Consider the following 16969-nt stretch of genomic DNA (forward strand, 5'->3'; position numbering starts at 1 on the left):
CCCGTGAACAACGCCGCCATCGCGGACCCCCTGCACCCCATCACCTGGCCCGAAGGCTTCAAAGCTGCAGCTTCCTTCACTTTCGACGTGGACGCCGAATCCTGCACCATCGCCCACGATCCCACCAGCACCCGGCGCATGTCGCTGATGAGCCACCAGTCCTACGGCCCCAAGATCGCGGTGCCCCGGCTCCTGGCCATCCTGGCCCGCCAGGACATCCAGGCCACCTTCTTCATCCCGGGTTTCACGGCCGAGTCCTACCCGGATGTGGTCCGGCAGATTGTTGACGGCGGCCACGAAGTGGCGCACCACGGCTACCTGCACGAACCCATGCAGGGCATCGACGCCGCCACCGAGGCCAGCTACATTGACCGCGGCCTGGAGGCGCTGGCCAAAGTCGCAGGTGTCCGACCCGTGGGCTACCGCGCACCGTGGTGGGAACTGAACTGGCACTCCCCGGGCCTGCTGGCGGACCGCGGCTTCCTCTACGATTCCAGCCTGCTCGACGGCGATGCCCCCTACCGCTTCGCCGTCGCCGCCGATGATCCCCGGGACATCGTTGAGATCCCGGTGGACTGGACCCTGGACGACTGGGAGCAGTACGCCTTCTACCCGGGCGTTACGGGCAGTGGCGTGATCGAGAGCCCGGCCAAGGTCCTGGAAATGTGGACGCTTGAAGCCGAGGCCCACCATTCCCAGGGCAGCTGCTTCGTCCTCACCAACCACCCGTTCATCTCCGGCCGGCCATCCAAAGCCGTGGCGCTGGAGCAGCTCATGGAGCGGGTGAAGGCAATGGACGGCATGTGGGTGACCACCATGGAGAACATTGCCCGGCACACCAAGGCCACGGTCACCGAGGTCCACACCCACGCGCGGATCGAGGTGCCGGTATTCCCGGGCGCGGGTGCACAGTTCAAGCCGGCCGTGGTGCGGCAGGGGGTGCTGGCCTAGCGTCCGTGGGCAAGAAGCGGCCAGCGGCGGGATTTCCCGCCGCCGGCCGCTTTTTTGGTTGCCCATGGACACCATCCGTTGGTGCTGCCTATGGTGGCCGGAAAGGCCGGCGCCACCGGCCGGGAGGAGCCTTCGATGGATTTTGCGAACAGCGCTGCGGACGGGATCGAGCAGGAACTGGACTGGCAGGTCCCGCTCTACGAACAGCTCCACCGGAATCCGGAGCTCGGCCTCGCCGAACACCAGACCTCCGCTGCTGTTGCCGCGAAGCTGGCGGCCTGGGGGTTCGACGTCCGGCACTTTGGCGGCACCGGCGTGGTGGGCGTCCTGGCCAACGGACCCGGCCCGGGTGTCCTGGCCCGGGCCGACATGGACGCCCTCCCGGTCACCGAGGCAACCGGGGCACGCTACGCCTCCGCCGTCCCGGGGGTGATGCACGCGTGCGCGCACGACATACACGTCGTGGCGCTGCTCGGCGCGGCAAAGTACCTGGCAGACCGCCGGGATGCCTGGCGGGGAACCTACACCGCCCTGTTCCAGCCGGCAGAGGAGACGGCCGCAGGCTCGCAGGCAATGCTCGACGACGGCCTGGCCGCCGGAATCCCGCGGCCGGACATCGCGCTGGCCCAGCACGTCATGCCCACCGAGGCGGGAACCATCGGCACCACGCCGGGCCCGGTCCTCTCGGCCGGCGACTCTGTACGGATTACCGTCCACGGCCGCGGCGCCCACGGCTCCATGCCGCACAAGTCCGTGGACCCGGTGGTGCTCGCCGCCTCGATCGTCCTCCGCCTGCAGACTGTGGTTTCCCGCGAAACGATTCCAGGGGAGTTCGCAGTGCTGACCGTTGGCTCGGTGAGCGCCGGAGCCACGGCCAACATCATCCCGGACCGGGCGGAGCTGCTGCTCAACCTCCGCACGTACGACCTTGCCGTCCGGGCCGCCATGGTGGCCGCCATCGAGCGGATCGTTCGGGGCGAGTGCGCAGCCGCCGGCTCGCCGCAGGAACCGGAGTTTGAGTATTACGACCAGTACCCGCTGACCAGCAACGATGCGGAGGCCAACGCCCGGGTCACTGCAGCCTTCACCAGGACCTTCGGCGCGGACGCTGTGTACCGCACCGCCCCGCAGACGGCGTCAGAGGACTTCAGCCGCATCCCTGACGCTTTCGGCATCCCGTACGTCTACTGGATCGTCGGCTCCGTGCCCCCGGAAACCTACCGGCGGGCCGTGGCGAATGGCACGGTGGACGCCGACATCCCTGCCAACCACTCGCCGTCGTTCCTGCCCGCCGTCGACCCCACCCTCCGCATGGCCACCCGGGCCCAGGCGGCCGCCGCGCTCGCCTACCTCGCGGCGCAGCCGGGTTAGGCCCCCGCCAGCAGGGACTTCATCTGCGCCGCGGCATCGCTGCCCGGGGCCGGTGTGTACACCACGAGGTGCAGGTCCGGCCGGTCCGACGGGGACACCTGGTGGTGTTCCAGTTGCAGCACCCCCACGGCCGGATGGTGGAAGAGGCGCTCGCGGGACTCGAAACCCAGGATGTCGTACAGGTCCCAGCCCTGCCGGAACTCCGGGCTTGCTTCCTTGAGCCGTTCTACCTGGTACTGGATGTCCGGATCGCCCAGCCGCTGCCCGGTTTCGGCCCGGAACTCCGCAAGGAACCGCTTGCTGGTGGTGTCCCAGTCCGGCAGCAGGTTCCGGACGTAGGGGTCCGTGAACACCAGCCACAGCAGGTTCCGGTCCGCCGCCGGCACCGTGGCGATGTTGGGGTACAGCGCCGCGTAGGCCCTGTTCCACCCGGCCACGCCCCAGTCCGGAAACAGGGCGAAGGACGGATTGGGGTCCAGGGCATCCAAGAGGCGCTGGATGTGGGGCGGGGCGGTATCGGCTGCCGGCCCGGCGGGAGCTGCCGAGGCGTAGCCGCCCAGCGACAGGACGTAGCCCAGGCCGGTACTGGACAGATGCAGTGCGCGGCTGATGGCCTCCAGGACCTGCCGGGACGGGCTGATGTCCCGGCCCTGCTCCAGCCACGTGTACCAGGTGACGCTGACGCCGGAAAGGAACGCCACCTCCTCGCGGCGGAGCCCCCGCTCACGGGTGCGGCCCACGGGCGGCAGGCCGTAGTCGGCCCGCAGCGCCTGGTCGCGCCGGGCCCGGAGGAAGAGCCCCAGTTCTTTGCGGCGGCCGGGATTGTTCACCTCAAAATACTATTACTCTGGTACTCCTACTACTAGTAGCAGCGCTGTCTTCCACCCAGCCCTGCAAGGCAAGAGGATGGTAAGCATGCCTGCACTCCGCTCTAAAACAGTCACCCACGGCCGCAACATGGCCGGAGCCCGCGCACTGCTGCGCGCCTCCGGCGTTGCCAACTCGGACATCGGCAAGCCCATCATTGCCGTGGCCAACTCCTTCACCGAGTTCGTCCCCGGCCACACCCACCTGGCTCCGGTGGGCCGGATCGTCTCCGATGCGATCCTCGCCGCCGGCGCCGTGCCGCGGGAGTTCAACACCATCGCCGTGGATGACGGCATCGCCATGGGCCACTCCGGCATGCTCTACTCGCTGCCGTCCCGCGACCTGATCGCCGACTCTGTGGAGTACATGGTCAACGCCCACTGCGCCGACGCCCTGGTGTGCATCTCCAACTGCGACAAGATCACCCCGGGCATGCTCATGGCAGCCCTGCGCCTGAACATCCCCGTAGTCTTCGTCTCCGGCGGCCCCATGGAAGCCGGCCGCGTGACCCTGACCGATGGCTCCGTCCGCTCCCTGGACCTGGTCAACGCGATCGCCGACGCCGTGGATGAGTCCATCTCCGACGCGGACATCAACCTCATCGAGGAGAACGCCTGCCCCACCTGCGGTTCCTGCTCCGGCATGTTCACCGCCAACTCCATGAACTGCCTCACCGAGGCCATCGGCCTCTCCCTGCCGGGCAACGGCTCCGTGCTGGCCACCCACACCGCCCGCAAGGCGCTGTACGAAAAGGCCGGCGCCACCGTCGTCGAGCTGGTGAAGCGCTATTACGACGGCGACGACGACTCCGTCCTGCCCCGCTCCATCGCCACCGCCAAGGCCTTCGACAACGCCATGGCGCTGGACATCTCCATGGGCGGCTCCACCAACACCATCCTGCACCTGCTGGCCGCGGCCCAGGAGGCCGGCGTGGACTACGGCCTGGCCGAGATGGACGCCAAGTCCCGCCAGGTGCCCTGCCTGGCCAAGGTGGCCCCGAACGTGGCCAAGGACAAGACCTACTACATGGAGGACGTGCACCGTGCCGGCGGCATCCCCGCCCTGCTGGGCGAGCTGAACCGCGGCGGCCTCCTGCACAAGGACGTCCACTCCGTGCACTCCGCCGACCTGGACGGCTGGCTGGACGACTGGGACATCCGCGGCGGCAAGGCCACCGACGAGGCGCAGGCCCTGTGGCACGCGGCTCCCGGCGGCGTCCGGTCCTCCACCGCGTTCTCGCAGTCGAACGAGTGGACCTCCCTGGACACCGACGCTGAAGGTGGCTGCATCCGCTCGGTGGAGCACGCCTACTCCAAGGACGGCGGCCTGGCCGTGCTGCGCGGCAACATTGCCGTGGACGGCGCCGTGGTGAAGACCGCCGGCGTGGACGAATCCATCTGGACCTTTTCCGGGCCGGCTGTGGTCTGCGAATCCCAGGACGAAGCCGTGGAGAAGATCCTGAACAAGCAGATCAAGGAAGGCGACGTGGTGGTGATCCGCTACGAAGGCCCCAAGGGTGGTCCGGGCATGCAGGAGATGCTCTACCCCACGTCCTTCCTCAAGGGCCGCGGCCTGGGCAAGAAGTGCGCGCTCATCACGGACGGCCGCTTCTCCGGCGGTACCTCCGGCCTGTCGATCGGCCACATCTCCCCGGAGGCTGCGTCAGGGGGAACCATCGCGCTGGTGGAGGACGGCGACATCGTCAGCATCAACATCTCCCAGCGCTCCATGGAGCTGGAGGTCTCTGACGAAATCCTGGCCGAACGCCGCGAGAAACTGGAAGTCAACGGCGGGTACAAGCCCAAGGACCGGGACCGCCAGGTATCTGCTGCCCTGCGCGCCTACGCCGCCATGGCCACCTCCGCGGACAAGGGCGCCGTCCGGGACGTGTCCCTCCTGGAGCGCTAACGCCCACACCGGGCAGGGGAGGAGGCAGGACAGGTCCTGCGGCCCTCCTCTGCCCAGGCACAACGGGCCAAAGGGCCCGTCCTGATGTCCTGCCCCTCCGGTACCCTGTTCACATGGTGCAGGGAGAGGCCGATTTCCGGGCTGAAGGCATCCTGCTCGCCGGGGCAGGACGGGCCATTCTGCTGCAGCTTGCCAACCCCGCGATCGGCCGCGGCGTGGCGGCGCACAGCACGTTCACCCAACGCCCGGTAAACCGTCTCAAGGGAACTCTCACCTACGTCTACGGCATCGTGTACGGAACGGAGGAGCAGGCCAAGGAAGTCCGGCGCAGGGTGAACCACGCGCACGTTCCGGTACGCCGCACGGCGGCCGAACCGTCCGCCGGTTACAACGCCTTCGATCCGGCACTGCAGCTCTGGGTGGCAGCAACGCTCTATGACACCGCGTTGACCATCGTCGAGAAGATCCGCGGCCCGCTCGGCGACGAGGCGGCCGACGCAATGTACCGTGACTACGCACGGATTGGGACCGCCCTGCAGCTTCCACCGGACATGTGGCCGAAGGACCGGGCGGCGTTCAGACGCTACTGGGATGAGCAGCTTTCAACCCTCCGTGCCGAGGAGGAAGGCGTGCGCGTGGGGCGCGGCCTGCTGTTCCCCAAGCACACCGCACTCTGGTACCGCGCCATCATGCCGTCCGCGAGGTTCCTCACCGCCGGGCTCCTCCCGGAGCAACTGCGGAAGGACTACGGCCTCGCATGGAGCGACCGCCACCAGCACCGCTTCGACCGGACATGGCGCGTCCTTGCGGTGGCCTACCCCATGCTGCCGCTGCGCATCAGGCACTGGTTCAAGGACTACTGCCTGGCAGAACTGGAAAAAGACCTGCGGAAGAGCCCGCACAACATGCAGCGGCAAGGAACCTCTGCATAGTTCCACGGCAGCCTTGCCCTAAAGGGGGTCTGCCAAAACCGGTTTCAGCAGGGCCCTCGCTAGGGCTCCGGGAGCACGGTTTGATGGAAGGCATGGCCCCCGAAACAACTGTCACCAGCACCCGTGCGCCCCAAGAACCAGGCGTGCAGCACCACGCGCACTGGGGAGGCGTCTTCGCGATGTCCCTGTGCGTCTTCGCCCTGATCGCCTCCGAATTCATGCCGGTCAGCCTGCTCACCCCAATGGCCGCCGAACTCCGGGTTTCCGAGGGGATGGTGGGGCAGGGCATCGCGATCTCCGGCCTGTTCGCCGTCGCCACCAGCCTGTCGGTGTCCACGCTGGCCGGCAGCATGAACCGCAAGACCCTGCTGCTGGGCCTGACCACGGTGATGGCTGTCTCCGGTGCCCTGGTCGCCATGGCCCCGGGCTACCTGCTCTTCATGGTGGGCCGTGCCCTCATTGGCGTGGTCATCGGCGGTTTCTGGTCCATGTCCGCAGCCACCGCCATGCGGCTGGTGCCGGCCCACCAGGTGCCGCGCGCCCTGGCGGTCTTCAATGGCGGCAACGCCCTGGCCACCGTGCTGGCTGCGCCGCTGGGCAGCTACCTGGGCTCATTCATCGGGTGGCGTGGAGCGTTCTTCTGCCTGGTTCCCGTGGCGGTGCTCGCCCTGGTCTGGCAGTGGATCAGCCTTCCTTCCATGCCGGTGGAAAAGCGGGCGTCCGGAAACATCCTCGGAATTTTCGCCGCCTTCAAGAGCCCGGCTGTCGCCTGGGGGATGGCCGCCTGCGGCACCTTCTTCATGGGCCAGTTCGTCCTGTTCACCTACGTCCGTCCGTTCCTGGAGCGGGTGACCGGCGTGGAGGTGGCCACTGTTTCGCTCGTACTGCTGGTGATGGGTGTGGCAGGGTTTGCCGGCACCATGCTGATTGGCCGGTTCCTGGGGAAGGGCCTGTACCGGACACTGGTCACCATCCCGGCCCTTATGGCGCTCATCGCCGCCGCCCTGGTCCCCACCGGCGGCTGGCTCGCCGTCGTCATGGTCCTCCTGGGCGTTTGGGGGCTGCTGTCCACGGCCGCCCCGGTGGGCTGGTGGAGCTGGATCGCAGAGGCCATGCCCCACGACGCCGAGGGCGGTGGGGGCCTGATGGTGGCCGTCGTCCAGACCTCGATCGCCGTCGGATCAACGCTGGGTGGCGTCCTGTTCGACTCCGCCGGCCACGGCGGCGCCTTCCTGGTGGCCGCCGCTGTCCTCGCGGTCTCGTCGGTCCTGGCGTTCGTGACGGCACGGATCACACGCCGGAGCGCCTGACCCGCCAACAAACTTTCCAGTCAACCGAACTCACAGGAGGAGAACATGAAGTACACCAAGAGCGGCGGCCAGACAGGAGCCGGACCGAAGGAATGGTTCACCGGCACCGTGCAGATTGACGGCATCCGCAACCCCGATGAACAGTCAGCGGTCGGGTGCGCCCATGTCCGTTTCGCCCCCGGGGCCCGCACCGCCTGGCACCACCACCCCAAGGGCCAGACCCTCTATGTCACGGACGGCATCGGGCTGGTGGCGCGGCGCGGCGGGCAGGTCCAGGAAATCCGTCCCGGCGACGTGGTCTTCATCGAGCCGGGGGAGGAGCACTGGCACGGTGCGACCCCGGAGCGCTTCATGGCCCACGTCGCCATGCAGGAAGCGGACGAAGACGGGCAGGTGGTCACCTGGCTCCAGCATGTCACCGATGAGGAATACGGGGCCTAAGAACCCTTAACGACGGTGGGCGGACGACGGCGGGAAGTCCCGCCGTCGTCCGCCCACTACCTTGCGGGGCAGCTTAGTCCTCGTAGGTGTTCGCGATGTAGACGTCGCACGGGGCGTTGTGCGCCACGCTGTTGGCGACGCTCCCCAGGAGCCGGCCGATGCCGCGCATCCTCCGGTTGCCCACCACGATCACCCGGGCATCCAGCCGGATGGCTTCCTTGATCAGCGAATCCGCCGGCTTGCCGCGGGCGGCGAAGTGGGTGATCTGCACTCCCGGCCGCGATGCGCCCAAGGATTTTGCCACCGTCTCCGAGCTGTCCGCGTTGGAGATCCTCACCTTGTCCGAGCCCACGCCAAAGGTTTCGGCGTTCTCGATCTCAAAGGCGGTCACTACGTGGAGGGACGCTCCCAGTGACTCCGCCAGGTCCAGCGCCACTTCTGCGGCCTTCCGTGCGGACGGGCTGGCATCCACACCTACTACAACTACTCCACTCATCGTTTCGCTCCTTCGTCAGTCCCGGCATACAACGTCCATTGGCCAGTCTAAGGACTACCCGCCCGGAGCCCGCCTAACCGTAGACTCTGCAGGGGGGGTCATGACTGGGTTGATGGGGGAACATGGACGAGCTTTCCAAGCAGGCTGCACAGGATCGGACGGGCCTGCCACCCGTCTATGTGGACGTGCCGGATAAATCAGGAATGCCCGGTGCAAGTACCAGCAGACTCCTGAACACCGGCCTGACCGAGGCTGAGGCAACCGTGGCCGCGGAACCGGCACCGGCCCTCCACCCTTCCAGGAAACAAGAACGCCGGACCACTGTCGTGCGCGCCACCTGGATCCTGGGGTGCATCACCGCGGGAGTGATGCTGGGACTCTACAAGGATGCGGTCCAGGACCGGGATGCCGGACAAGCTGGCTGGGTGTTGACAGCGCTGGCCGTCCTCGTCCCGTGCCTCCTCGTGCTGGGCGCCTACCCGACGTGGAAGAGACGGAAGTTCCTCAAGGACTATAAGCAGCGGCACCAGGCATGGGTGGCCCGTTTCATTGGTAACTGGCCGCTCCGGGAGCGGCTGACCGATGTGGATGCCATCGCCGATGTCTGGCAGCGGGTCAGCACCCGGACCATGGCGGACACTTTGGAAGCAGGCCGGGACACCATCCTGCGCCAAGGGTCCCCGGGGGACCGTCCCGCCAGGCTGTTGGCCGAGGCACTCGCGGCCCTGGACGCCTGGGCGCGGGCACCTTGGTCCGACCCGGCCCTGTACCGTGCGGCCCAGGATGCCGTCGACCGGTTCGGCGAACTGGCAGGCCGACGGCGTGCGGACGCCGTGCCGCCCGCACCGCCGTCGAACCTTCCCTGACAATCACCGCTGCCGGTCAAACCGAGGCGGCGTCCAGTTGCCTGCTGTTCCGGGTTTCGGGCCGCGCCAACCCATAGTGCTCCCGCAGGGTCCGTCCGGTGTACTCGGTGCGGAACAGTCCGCGTTCCTGCAGGATGGGCACCACCTGGTCCACGAACGCCTCCAGCCCGGAGGGGAGCACCGGCGGCATGATGTTGAAGCCGTCCGCGGCCCCGCCGTCGAACCATTCCTGGATGGCATCCGCCACCTGCACGGGCGTGCCGGTGAAGGTGCGGTGCCCGCGGCCGCCGCCAAGCCTGCCGATCAGCTGGCGAACGGTGAGCTGTTCGCGCCGGGCCAGTTGCACGATCAGGGTGTAGCGGCTCTTGGCGCCTTCGATTTCGTCCTCGCTGGGCAGGTTGTCCGGCAGTTGGCGGTCCAGCGGCAGGTCCACGGGGTCCACGCGGAGGGTCCGGGCCAGCTGGATCCGGGCGTATTCGGGCTTGATCAGCCGGTCCAGTTCGCGCTCCAGCTCCAGCGCCTCTTCCTCGGTGGCACCGATCACGGGGACGATGCCCGGGAGGATCTTGATGGTATCCGGATCCCGGCCGGCAGCCGCGGTGCGGGCTTTCAGGTCGCGGTAGAACTCCTGCGCGTCGGCCAGGGTCTGGTGCGCGGTGAAGACGGCATCCGCGTACCGGGCGGCGAGGTCCTTCCCGTCCTCCGAAGAACCTGCCTGGACGATCAGCGGGTGCCCCTGCGGGGAGCGGGGGACATTGAGGGGGCCGCGGACCTTGAAGTGCCTGCCCTGGTGGTCAATGGTCCGGATCCTGTCCGCATCACCCCACACGCCTCCGGCCTTGTCCGCGAGGACGGCGTCGTCCTGCCAGCTGTCCCACAGCTTCTGGGCCACGTCGATGAATTCCGCGGCGCGCTCGTAGCGGACGGCGTGGGCGGGCTGGTCGTCGACGCCGAAGTTCCGCGCGGCGTCCGGGCCTGCCGTGGTCACCACGTTCCAACCGGCGCGCCCGCCGCTGGCCCAGTCCACCGAGGCGAAGCGGCGGGCGAGGTTGAACGGTTCGTTGTAGGTTGTGGAGGCCGTGGCGATCAACCCGATGCGCTCGGTGGCGCCCGCGATGGCGGTGAGCAGCACCGTGGGCTCCAGCTTGCCGGCGGGGCGGCGGCCCACCTCGCCGAACAGGACAGGGGAGTCGGCGAAGAAGATGGAGTCCAGCTTGCCGCGCTCCGCGCTGCGGGCGAGCTGCTGGTAATGCTCCACCTTGGTTCCCGCATGGGGATCGCTTTCCGGCAGTCGCCACGACGCCTCGTGGTGGCCGGTGCTCATGAGGAAGGCGTTGAGGTGGAGTTGGCGCTGGGATGGGTACTTCGATGTCATGACGTGCTCCTTGCAGGTTGGGTTAGCGGCCGACGGCGGCCGGTTCAGTAGTGCGCGCGGCCTCGACGCCCAGCGCCGTGAGGAGGTCGCGGCGCAGGGATTCGTGCCCCGCGGCATCGGCGGAAGAGCGGATTGCGGGTGGCACCGGGCGGACGGTGGCGATGCGCCCGCGGTCCAGGACCACGATCCGGTCCGCCAGCGCGATGGCCTCGTCCACGTCGTGGGTGACCAGCAGGACGGCCGGCCGGTGGGCCGCCACCAGGTCCTGGAGCAGCCCGTGCATCCTGATCCGGGTCAGGGCGTCCAGCGCGCCGAACGGCTCGTCGGCCAGCAGCAGCTGCGGTTCCCGGACCAGCGACCGGGCCAGCGCCACGCGTTGCTGCTCACCGCCGGAAAGCTGGTGCGGCCACGCCTTTTCACGTCCGGCGAGTCCCACTTCGGCGAGGGCCTTGCGGGCCCGGGCATCGGCGTCGTGCTCCCGGACGCCCAGGGTAACGTTGCCCAGGACCGTGTCCCACGGCAGCAGCCGGGAATCCTGGAAGACCACGGACACGCGGTCCGGAACGCTGATCACGCCGCCGCCGCGGACCTCGTGGTCCAGGCCGGCCAAAGCCCGCAGCAGGGTGCTTTTGCCGCAGCCGCTGGGGCCAAGCAGCGCCACGAATTCGCCGGGCGCGATGTCCAGGTCCACACCGTCCAGGACACTCTTGGTGCCGAAGCTGCGGACCAGCTTTCGCACGGAAACGGCGGACGGTGCTGCTGGTGCAGATGCGGCGGCGGTCAGGCCGCCAGGGTGCGCTGCCATGACAGGGCCTTTCGTTCGATGAAGCGGACAATCCCGTCGGAGAGGAGGCCCAGGATGCCGTAGACGGCCAGGCCCAGGACGATGATGTTGGTCTGGCCGTAGGTGCGCGCGAGCTCCATCATGTAGCCGATGCCGCTGGTGGCGTTGATCTGCTCCACCACCACCAGGGACACCCAGGCGCCGGTGACCGCGAAGCGCAGGCCCAGGAAGAACCCGGGCAGTGCGCCGGGGAGGACCACCTTGCGGATGAAGCCGGCCCGGCTTAGCCCTACGGTCTGGGCGAGTTCCACGAAGCGCAGGTCGATGCCGCGCAGCCCTGCGTGTGTCTGCAGGTAGACGGGAACGAAGACGCCAAGGGTGATGGTGAGGACCTTCATGGTCTCGTCGATGCCGAACCAGAGGATCAGCAGCGGGATCAACGCCAGGCCCGGTATGGCGCGCTTGATCTGCACCGGGCCGTCGATCAGCGCCTCGCCCACCCGGCTCAGTCCGGACAGGAGCGCCAGCACGGCGCCCACCACGATTCCGAAGAACAGCCCCAGGCCTGCGCGCTGGGCCGAGATGGCGAGGTTCTCCTGGAGGCGGCCGTCCGTGATGAGCTCACCGGCCGTGGCCACCACGGTCCACGGCTCGGACAGGATCCGCGGGTCAAGCAGCCCTGTGGCGGAAGAGGCGGTCCAGAGCAGGAGCAGAGCCAGCGGGCCCACCCAGGCGAGCCGCCGGCGTCGTCCGGGCCCAAGCCTCTTCCCTGTGGGCCGCACGTCGGGCTGTTCAGCCAGTGCCGGGTTCTGGCGTGCCGCCGCCAGGGGACGTTCCAGCACGGCGCTCATGCGGCACGCGCCTTTCCGGCGGAAGCGAAGGCAGTGCCTGCGATGGCTTCGAAGGGGGTGTCGTAGAGGTCGGCCGCCGTCAGCTGCGGCTTCTTCTGTTCACGGGCCAGGAGATCGATGGTTTCCTGGTGCCGGGCAATGGCTTCCGTCCAGGACGTTGGGATGTCCCGCTTGCCGGTGGCGTCGATAAGGTACTGGCCGTCCTCGCGGGACAGGCCCTGGTCCTTGACGTAGTAGCCCTCCAGCCACTCGGCCGGGTGGTCTTCGATCCAGCGCTGGGCCTTGCCCCAGACCTTCACGTAGGTGGCCAGTGCGGCGGCCTTCGCGGGATCCGCCAGGACTTTGGCGGGGGAGTAGAGGAGGCTGGGATCGTCCCGCAGCCCGTGGCGGATGGTGGTCCCGCCGTCGGCCTTGTACTTGGCCAGGTACCGCTTGATCTGGAGACCGCCCAGGGGAGCCGCGTCCACCTGCCTGCTGGCCAGCGCCGTGGCATAGGCATCCCCGGTGCTGGGCAGTTCCACGAGCTTGACGTCCTCCTGCTTGAGCCCGGCCTTGTCCAGGATCCGCAGGACCAACGCGCCCTGGGCCTGGCCGGGGCTGTAGGCAATCTTCCTGCCGCGGAGGTCCTCGAGCCGGGTGATGCCTGCTCCCGGGGCCACGCCGAGTTCATAGATGGGATGGCCCACGGCGTCCTGCCGGTACCCGGCGGCGATGATGCGGACGTCCAGTCCGGTCCAGGTGGCGTGGATGGGCGGGATGTCCGCCACGGAACCGGTGTCCAGCGCATTGGCCCGGAAGGCCTCGGTGGTTTGCGGACCGCCGGAGATGTTGGCGAACTCAACGGTGAAGCCGTCCAGTTCCTTGATCAGGCCGGACAATTCCAGCGCCACCTTGATGCTGGGGTCGCCCACCTTGATGGTGGTGCCGGCAGGGACGCTGGCTGCCAGTGGCTCCAGGGCGCCCTGGCTGATCCGCTCACTGCCGGCCGTTGCCGCTCCGCCGCAGGCTGAGAGCAGCCCGACGGCGGGCACCGCCAGGAGCGCGCCCAAGGCACGGCGGCGGGAAAAGGCGGGGATGCCCAGGGCGGGATTGGGTGGTGATGCTGGGAAGGACATGGTGTTCCTTTCGGGAAGTTTCCGGGTACGACGACGGCGCCCGGGGTGGGTGCCCGGGCGGGCGTAAAGGGGTGGATGGGTCCGCCCGTGCGGCGGGATGAGGGTGCTTGAAGAGCTGCGTTTGGGTGATGTTCCTGAATGCTGCGTTCGGCCTGGCCGGTGCCGTGCAAACACCTAAACATGGCCCGGAGGGTGTTGGCCAGCGTCAAGCAACGCAGGCTAAACGCGGCGAAACGGCGCTACTTATGGCGCCATCCTTGAGACAAAACAGGCAATGCTGCGCCACGAACCGAAACCTGCGTTAAGGGAACCGCAACGGCAGTTCATGTGACTGGACGTGGATTCCGGGCCGCCGGATGGTGCGGCGGGTGCCGCCCCAGGCAGGCTTCTAGCCGCCCACCTTCGCCTGCACCGTTTCCACGATGTTCTCGGTGACGGCCCAGGAGGCCAGGAGCTTGAGGGCTTCCTCGGACGGGCTGCCGGGGGTGGCGGGATAAACGGTGAGGGTATGCCCCGGGTCCTCTTCCAGGCCCAGCACCTGGTAGTTCAGCTCGAGGAGCCCCACCACGGGATGCTGGAAGAACTTGGTGCCCGCGTAGTGGCGGCGGACGTTGTGCGCTGCCCACAGCGTGCGGAATTCGTCGCTGCGCATCGAGAGTTCACCAATGAGTTCGGCAATGCCCTTGTCATGGGGATTGCGGCCGGCCTCCCGTCGCAGGATGGCCACGTTGGTGTTGGCCGCCCGGTCCCAGTCCGTGTAGAAGTTGTGCGCGCGGGGGTCCAGGAAGATGAACCGGGAGTGGTTGGCCGGCCGTGACGGAGTGCGGTACATGTCCGAATACAGGGCATAGCCCAGGGTGTTGGCGGCCACGATGTCCAGGCGGTTGTTGCCGATGAAAGCCGGCGCCTCCGTGATGGCATCCAGCAGGTACTGCAGCTCCGGCCGGACCTTGGACGGGGCGGAGCCGCCGGTACCCGCAGCCCGCTTGCGGCCCGAGGTGTTGGCTGCCCGGGCCAGGTCATAGAGGTGGTCATGCTCGGCGCGGTCCAGTTCCAGGGCACCGGCGATGGCATCAAGGACGCTGTCAGAAACGCCGTGCAGGTTTCCCCGTTCCAGCCGCGTGTAGTAGTCCACGCTGACTCCGGCCAGCCGCGCCACTTCCTCGCGCCGGAGCCCCGGTACACGGCGGCGGCCGCCATAGGGTTCGATGCCGGCCTGCTCGGGGGTAATCCGCCCACGGCGTGAAGACAGGAACTGCCGTACCTCGGCTCGGTTATCCATAGGGAACACGTTACGACGGATGGCAGGACCCTAAGGAGGTTCTGCCAGAACCAGTTACAGCAGGGCCCTCGCCAACGGTGCCGGGGCCGGGTTTGATGGGACTGTCCCTTTCAGCCGTTTCACCATGTGGAGGACCCAGCATGCGCGCAACCATCATGCACGCGCCCGGAGACGTCCGGGTCGAGGATCGTGACAAACCAGCCGTCCGGCAGCCCACGGATGCGGTCATCAAACTCGTTGCCGCCTGCGTCTGCGGGTCGGACCTGTGGCCTTACCGCGGCGCCGACAAAATTTCCAAGCCCGCGCCGATGGGCCACGAGTACGTGGGAATCGTCGAGGAAGTCGGTGCCGGGGTCAGGAATGTCCGCCCTGGACAGTTCGTCGTCGGGTCATTTTTCGCCTCGGACAACACCTGCGACATCTGCCGCTCCGGCTACCAGAGCGCGTGTGTCCACCGCCAGGGCGTGGGCGGTGCACAGGCGGAATACATGCGCGTCCCGCTCGCAGACGGCACCCTGGTGGCAACACCCGGCATGCCCGACGCCGCCAAGGTTCCGTCGCTGCTTGCAGCCTCCGACGTCCTGGGGACAGGATGGTTCGCCGCGAAGGCGGCCGAGGTGGGCCCGGGCAAGACAGTGGCAGTAGTGGGCGACGGCGCCGTGGGACTTTTGGGGGTCCTCGCAGCGCAGCAGATGGGCGCTGAACGGATCATCGCCATGTCCCGCCACGCGGACCGGCAGGCGCTGGCACGCGAGTTTGGCGCCACGGACATCGTGGAGGAGCGCGGGGACGAGGGCGTGAAGAAGATCAAGGAACTCACCGGCGGCCTTGGCGCGCACTCCGTCCTCGAAGCCGTGGGCACGCAGGAATCGATGCTGCAGGCCATCCACGCCACCAGGGCAGGCGGCCACGTGGGCTTTGTGGGAGTCTCCCACGATGTGGCGCTGCCCGGGCGGGACCTGTTCTACTCGCATGTGCACCTGCACGGCGGCCCTGCTCCGGTCCGGCAATACCTGCCGGAGCTGATCGACCTGATCCTCGGCGGCACGATCAATCCCGGAAAAGTGTTTGACCTGGAACTCCCGCTCGAGCAAGCCGCCGACGCGTACAAGGCCATGGACCAACGCCGCGCCATCAAGGTGCTGCTGCGGCCCCTAGCGCATCCTTGCCCCGATGGGCCACACAGGCTCAAAGGGTAGGACTCTCAAGACCAGTCACAACAGGGCCACCTTGGTGCCCCCTTTTCCCGGGTTTGCTCCGAACAACCCCGGTAGCATTTATATGTCCCCCCAACAGATCACAGGAGAACCATGACTACCGTCAAGGCTTATGCATCCCCGTCCGCCACGGAGGACCTGGTGGCTACCACCATTGAGCGCCGCGAAGTAGGCCCTCACGACGTCCTGATCGACATTAAGTTCGCCGGCATCTGCCACTCGGACATCCACACCGTCCGCGGTGACTGGGGCCCGCAGCAGTACCCGCTGGTGCCCGGCCACGAGATTGCCGGCATCGTCACCGAGGTGGGGGCCGAGGTGACCAAGCACAAAGTGGGCGACCGCGTTGGCGTTGGCTGCATGGTCAACTCCTGCCGGGAATGCGTCAACTGCCAGAAGGGCGAGGAGCAGTACTGTCTCAAGGGCAACACCGGCACCTACGGCGTGGTTGACCGCGATGGCACCATCACGCAGGGTGGCTACTCCACCCACGTTGTGGTCACCGAAGACTTCGTCGTCACCATTCCCGAGGGCATCGACCTCGACGTCGCCGCACCGCTGCTGTGCGCCGGCATCACCACCTACTCGCCGCTGCGGCACTGGGGTGCCGGTCCCGGCAAGAACGTTGCCGTCGTCGGCCTCGGCGGCCTGGGCCACATGGCCGTCAAGCTGGCCCACGCCATGGGAGCCGAGGTGACCGTCCTGTCACAGTCGCTGAAGAAGCAGGAGGACGGCCTGAAGCTGGGCGCCGACCACTACTTCGCCACGAGCGACGAGAACACCTTCTCCGAACTCGGCGGCTCCTTCGACCTGATCATCAACACGGTCAGCGCCTCGATCGACATCAGCTCCTACCTGGGCCTGCTGAAGCTCGACGGCGCCCTGGTCAACGTGGGCGCCCCCGCGGAACCGCTTCCCGTCAACGCCTTCGCGCTGATCGGCGGACGCCGTTCCTTCGCCGGTTCCATGATCGGCGGCATCCGCGAGACCCAGGAGATGCTGAACTTCTGCGCCGAGCACGGGCTTGGTGCCGAGATCGAAGTCATCCCGGCTGAGAAGATCAACGACGCCTACGAGCGCGTGCTGGCATCGGATGTCCGGTACCGCTTCGTGATCGACACCGCCACCTTCTAAAGCACCACCCCCGCTTTCACGGCGCGCGCGGCGGGCCGGCTCCCACAAGGGGCCGGGCCGCCGTCGGGC

The 16969-nt window shown here is 67.9% G+C and carries 16 protein-coding genes; 9 read left to right on the forward strand and 7 right to left on the reverse strand.

Annotation, left to right across the window (positions count from 1 at the left end; translation table 11 throughout):
• Positions 1-3: 3 nt before the first annotated feature.
• Positions 4-951, forward strand: coding sequence for a polysaccharide deacetylase family protein (locus BACI349Y_RS03510; protein WP_159630508.1), 948 nt, complete (start codon positions 4-6; stop codon positions 949-951).
• Between the two features lie 135 nt (positions 952-1086).
• Complete coding sequence (locus BACI349Y_RS03515) at positions 1087-2322, forward strand: amidohydrolase (protein WP_159630510.1); 1236 nt, start codon at positions 1087-1089, stop codon at positions 2320-2322.
• Here the strand turns inward: BACI349Y_RS03515 and BACI349Y_RS03520 are convergent.
• Positions 2319-3152: a helix-turn-helix transcriptional regulator gene (locus tag BACI349Y_RS03520; RefSeq protein ID WP_159630512.1), complete on the reverse strand. Its 834-nt coding sequence runs from the start codon at positions 3150-3152 to the stop codon at positions 2319-2321. The two genes, BACI349Y_RS03515 and BACI349Y_RS03520, sit on opposite strands and share 4 nt — an antisense overlap.
• 85 nt (positions 3153-3237) lie before the next feature.
• Here BACI349Y_RS03520 and ilvD point away from each other — a divergent pair, with 85 nt between their 5' ends.
• The 4 genes from ilvD to BACI349Y_RS03540 all read left to right on the forward strand — a co-directional run bounded on the left by ilvD (position 3238) and on the right by BACI349Y_RS03540 (position 7780).
• Complete coding sequence (gene ilvD / locus BACI349Y_RS03525; RefSeq protein ID WP_159630514.1) at positions 3238-5097, forward strand: dihydroxy-acid dehydratase; 1860 nt, start codon at positions 3238-3240, stop codon at positions 5095-5097.
• A gap of 113 nt (positions 5098-5210) precedes the next feature.
• Entirely contained in the window at positions 5211-6029 is an 819-nt protein-coding gene (locus BACI349Y_RS03530; RefSeq protein ID WP_159630516.1) for an oxygenase MpaB family protein, read from the forward strand.
• Positions 6030-6121: 92 nt separating this feature from the next.
• Positions 6122-7339: an MFS transporter gene (locus tag BACI349Y_RS03535; RefSeq protein ID WP_159630518.1), complete on the forward strand. Its 1218-nt coding sequence runs from the start codon at positions 6122-6124 to the stop codon at positions 7337-7339.
• Between the two features lie 45 nt (positions 7340-7384).
• Positions 7385-7780: a (R)-mandelonitrile lyase gene (locus BACI349Y_RS03540; RefSeq protein ID WP_159630520.1), complete on the forward strand. Its 396-nt coding sequence runs from the start codon at positions 7385-7387 to the stop codon at positions 7778-7780.
• A 73-nt stretch (positions 7781-7853) separates the two neighbouring features.
• Here BACI349Y_RS03540 and BACI349Y_RS03545 read toward each other — a convergent pair whose 3' ends face one another.
• A complete protein-coding gene (locus tag BACI349Y_RS03545) occupies positions 7854-8276 on the reverse strand; it encodes a universal stress protein (RefSeq protein WP_159630522.1) in 423 nt (140 codons plus the stop codon).
• Between the two features lie 203 nt (positions 8277-8479).
• On the opposite strand from BACI349Y_RS03545, the gene BACI349Y_RS03550 reads away from it, so the two are divergent.
• Positions 8480-9142 (forward strand): hypothetical protein, encoded by a 663-nt coding sequence (locus BACI349Y_RS03550; protein WP_159630524.1) that lies wholly within the window; start codon positions 8480-8482, stop codon positions 9140-9142.
• A 16-nt stretch (positions 9143-9158) separates the two neighbouring features.
• Here BACI349Y_RS03550 and BACI349Y_RS03555 read toward each other — a convergent pair whose 3' ends face one another.
• The 5 genes from BACI349Y_RS03555 to BACI349Y_RS03575 form a co-directional block, all read right to left on the reverse strand.
• On the reverse strand, positions 9159-10517 hold the full coding sequence (locus BACI349Y_RS03555) for an LLM class flavin-dependent oxidoreductase (protein ID WP_159630526.1): 1359 nt from the start codon (positions 10515-10517) through the stop codon (positions 9159-9161).
• 22 nt (positions 10518-10539) lie between these two features.
• A complete protein-coding gene (locus tag BACI349Y_RS03560) occupies positions 10540-11322 on the reverse strand; it encodes an ABC transporter ATP-binding protein (RefSeq protein WP_159630528.1) in 783 nt (260 codons plus the stop codon).
• Complete coding sequence (locus tag BACI349Y_RS03565) at positions 11298-12152, reverse strand: ABC transporter permease (protein WP_159630530.1); 855 nt, start codon at positions 12150-12152, stop codon at positions 11298-11300. Before BACI349Y_RS03565 ends, BACI349Y_RS03560 begins: the two co-directional genes overlap by 25 nt.
• The gene (locus tag BACI349Y_RS03570) at positions 12149-13267 is read right to left on the reverse strand and encodes an ABC transporter substrate-binding protein (protein WP_159630533.1); all 1119 of its coding nucleotides are present in this window, start codon (positions 13265-13267) and stop codon (positions 12149-12151) included. The genes BACI349Y_RS03565 and BACI349Y_RS03570 overlap by 4 nt, the downstream gene beginning before the upstream one ends.
• A gap of 388 nt (positions 13268-13655) precedes the next feature.
• Positions 13656-14549: a helix-turn-helix transcriptional regulator gene (locus tag BACI349Y_RS03575; RefSeq protein ID WP_159630535.1), complete on the reverse strand. Its 894-nt coding sequence runs from the start codon at positions 14547-14549 to the stop codon at positions 13656-13658.
• Positions 14550-14689: 140 nt separating this feature from the next.
• On the opposite strand from BACI349Y_RS03575, the gene BACI349Y_RS03580 reads away from it, so the two are divergent.
• Together BACI349Y_RS03580 and BACI349Y_RS03585 are read left to right on the forward strand one after the other, a co-directional pair.
• Positions 14690-15748 (forward strand): zinc-dependent alcohol dehydrogenase family protein, encoded by a 1059-nt coding sequence (locus BACI349Y_RS03580; RefSeq protein WP_159630537.1) that lies wholly within the window; start codon positions 14690-14692, stop codon positions 15746-15748.
• A 111-nt stretch (positions 15749-15859) separates the two neighbouring features.
• Positions 15860-16900 (forward strand): NAD(P)-dependent alcohol dehydrogenase, encoded by a 1041-nt coding sequence (locus BACI349Y_RS03585; RefSeq protein ID WP_159630539.1) that lies wholly within the window; start codon positions 15860-15862, stop codon positions 16898-16900.
• The last annotated feature ends 69 nt before the right edge of the window (positions 16901-16969 follow it).

Origin of the sequence: Arthrobacter sp. 8AJ, assembly GCF_902506025.1 — a bacterium.
GTDB lineage: Bacteria > Actinomycetota > Actinomycetes > Actinomycetales > Micrococcaceae > Arthrobacter.

Bases quoted from the DNA above. Each gene is read 5' to 3' on its own strand.
- BACI349Y_RS03540 (WP_159630520.1), top strand. From the start codon at position 7,385: ATGAAGTACACCAAGAGCGGCGGCCAGACAGGAGCCGGACCGAAGGAA.
- BACI349Y_RS03575 (WP_159630535.1), bottom strand. From the start codon at position 14,549: ATGGATAACCGAGCCGAGGTACGGCAGTTCCTGTCTTCACGCCGTGGG.
- ilvD (WP_159630514.1), top strand. From the start codon at position 3,238: ATGCCTGCACTCCGCTCTAAAACAGTCACCCACGGCCGCAACATGGCC.
- BACI349Y_RS03515 (WP_159630510.1), top strand. From the start codon at position 1,087: ATGGATTTTGCGAACAGCGCTGCGGACGGGATCGAGCAGGAACTGGAC.
- BACI349Y_RS03535 (WP_159630518.1), top strand. From the start codon at position 6,122: ATGGCCCCCGAAACAACTGTCACCAGCACCCGTGCGCCCCAAGAACCA.
- BACI349Y_RS03545 (WP_159630522.1), bottom strand. From the start codon at position 8,276: ATGAGTGGAGTAGTTGTAGTAGGTGTGGATGCCAGCCCGTCCGCACGG.
- BACI349Y_RS03580 (WP_159630537.1), top strand. From the start codon at position 14,690: ATGCGCGCAACCATCATGCACGCGCCCGGAGACGTCCGGGTCGAGGAT.
- BACI349Y_RS03560 (WP_159630528.1), bottom strand. From the start codon at position 11,322: ATGGCAGCGCACCCTGGCGGCCTGACCGCCGCCGCATCTGCACCAGCA.
- BACI349Y_RS03565 (WP_159630530.1), bottom strand. From the start codon at position 12,152: ATGAGCGCCGTGCTGGAACGTCCCCTGGCGGCGGCACGCCAGAACCCG.
- BACI349Y_RS03530 (WP_159630516.1), top strand. From the start codon at position 5,211: ATGGTGCAGGGAGAGGCCGATTTCCGGGCTGAAGGCATCCTGCTCGCC.
- BACI349Y_RS03550 (WP_159630524.1), top strand. From the start codon at position 8,480: ATGCCCGGTGCAAGTACCAGCAGACTCCTGAACACCGGCCTGACCGAG.
- BACI349Y_RS03555 (WP_159630526.1), bottom strand. From the start codon at position 10,517: ATGACATCGAAGTACCCATCCCAGCGCCAACTCCACCTCAACGCCTTC.
- BACI349Y_RS03585 (WP_159630539.1), top strand. From the start codon at position 15,860: ATGACTACCGTCAAGGCTTATGCATCCCCGTCCGCCACGGAGGACCTG.
- BACI349Y_RS03570 (WP_159630533.1), bottom strand. From the start codon at position 13,267: ATGTCCTTCCCAGCATCACCACCCAATCCCGCCCTGGGCATCCCCGCC.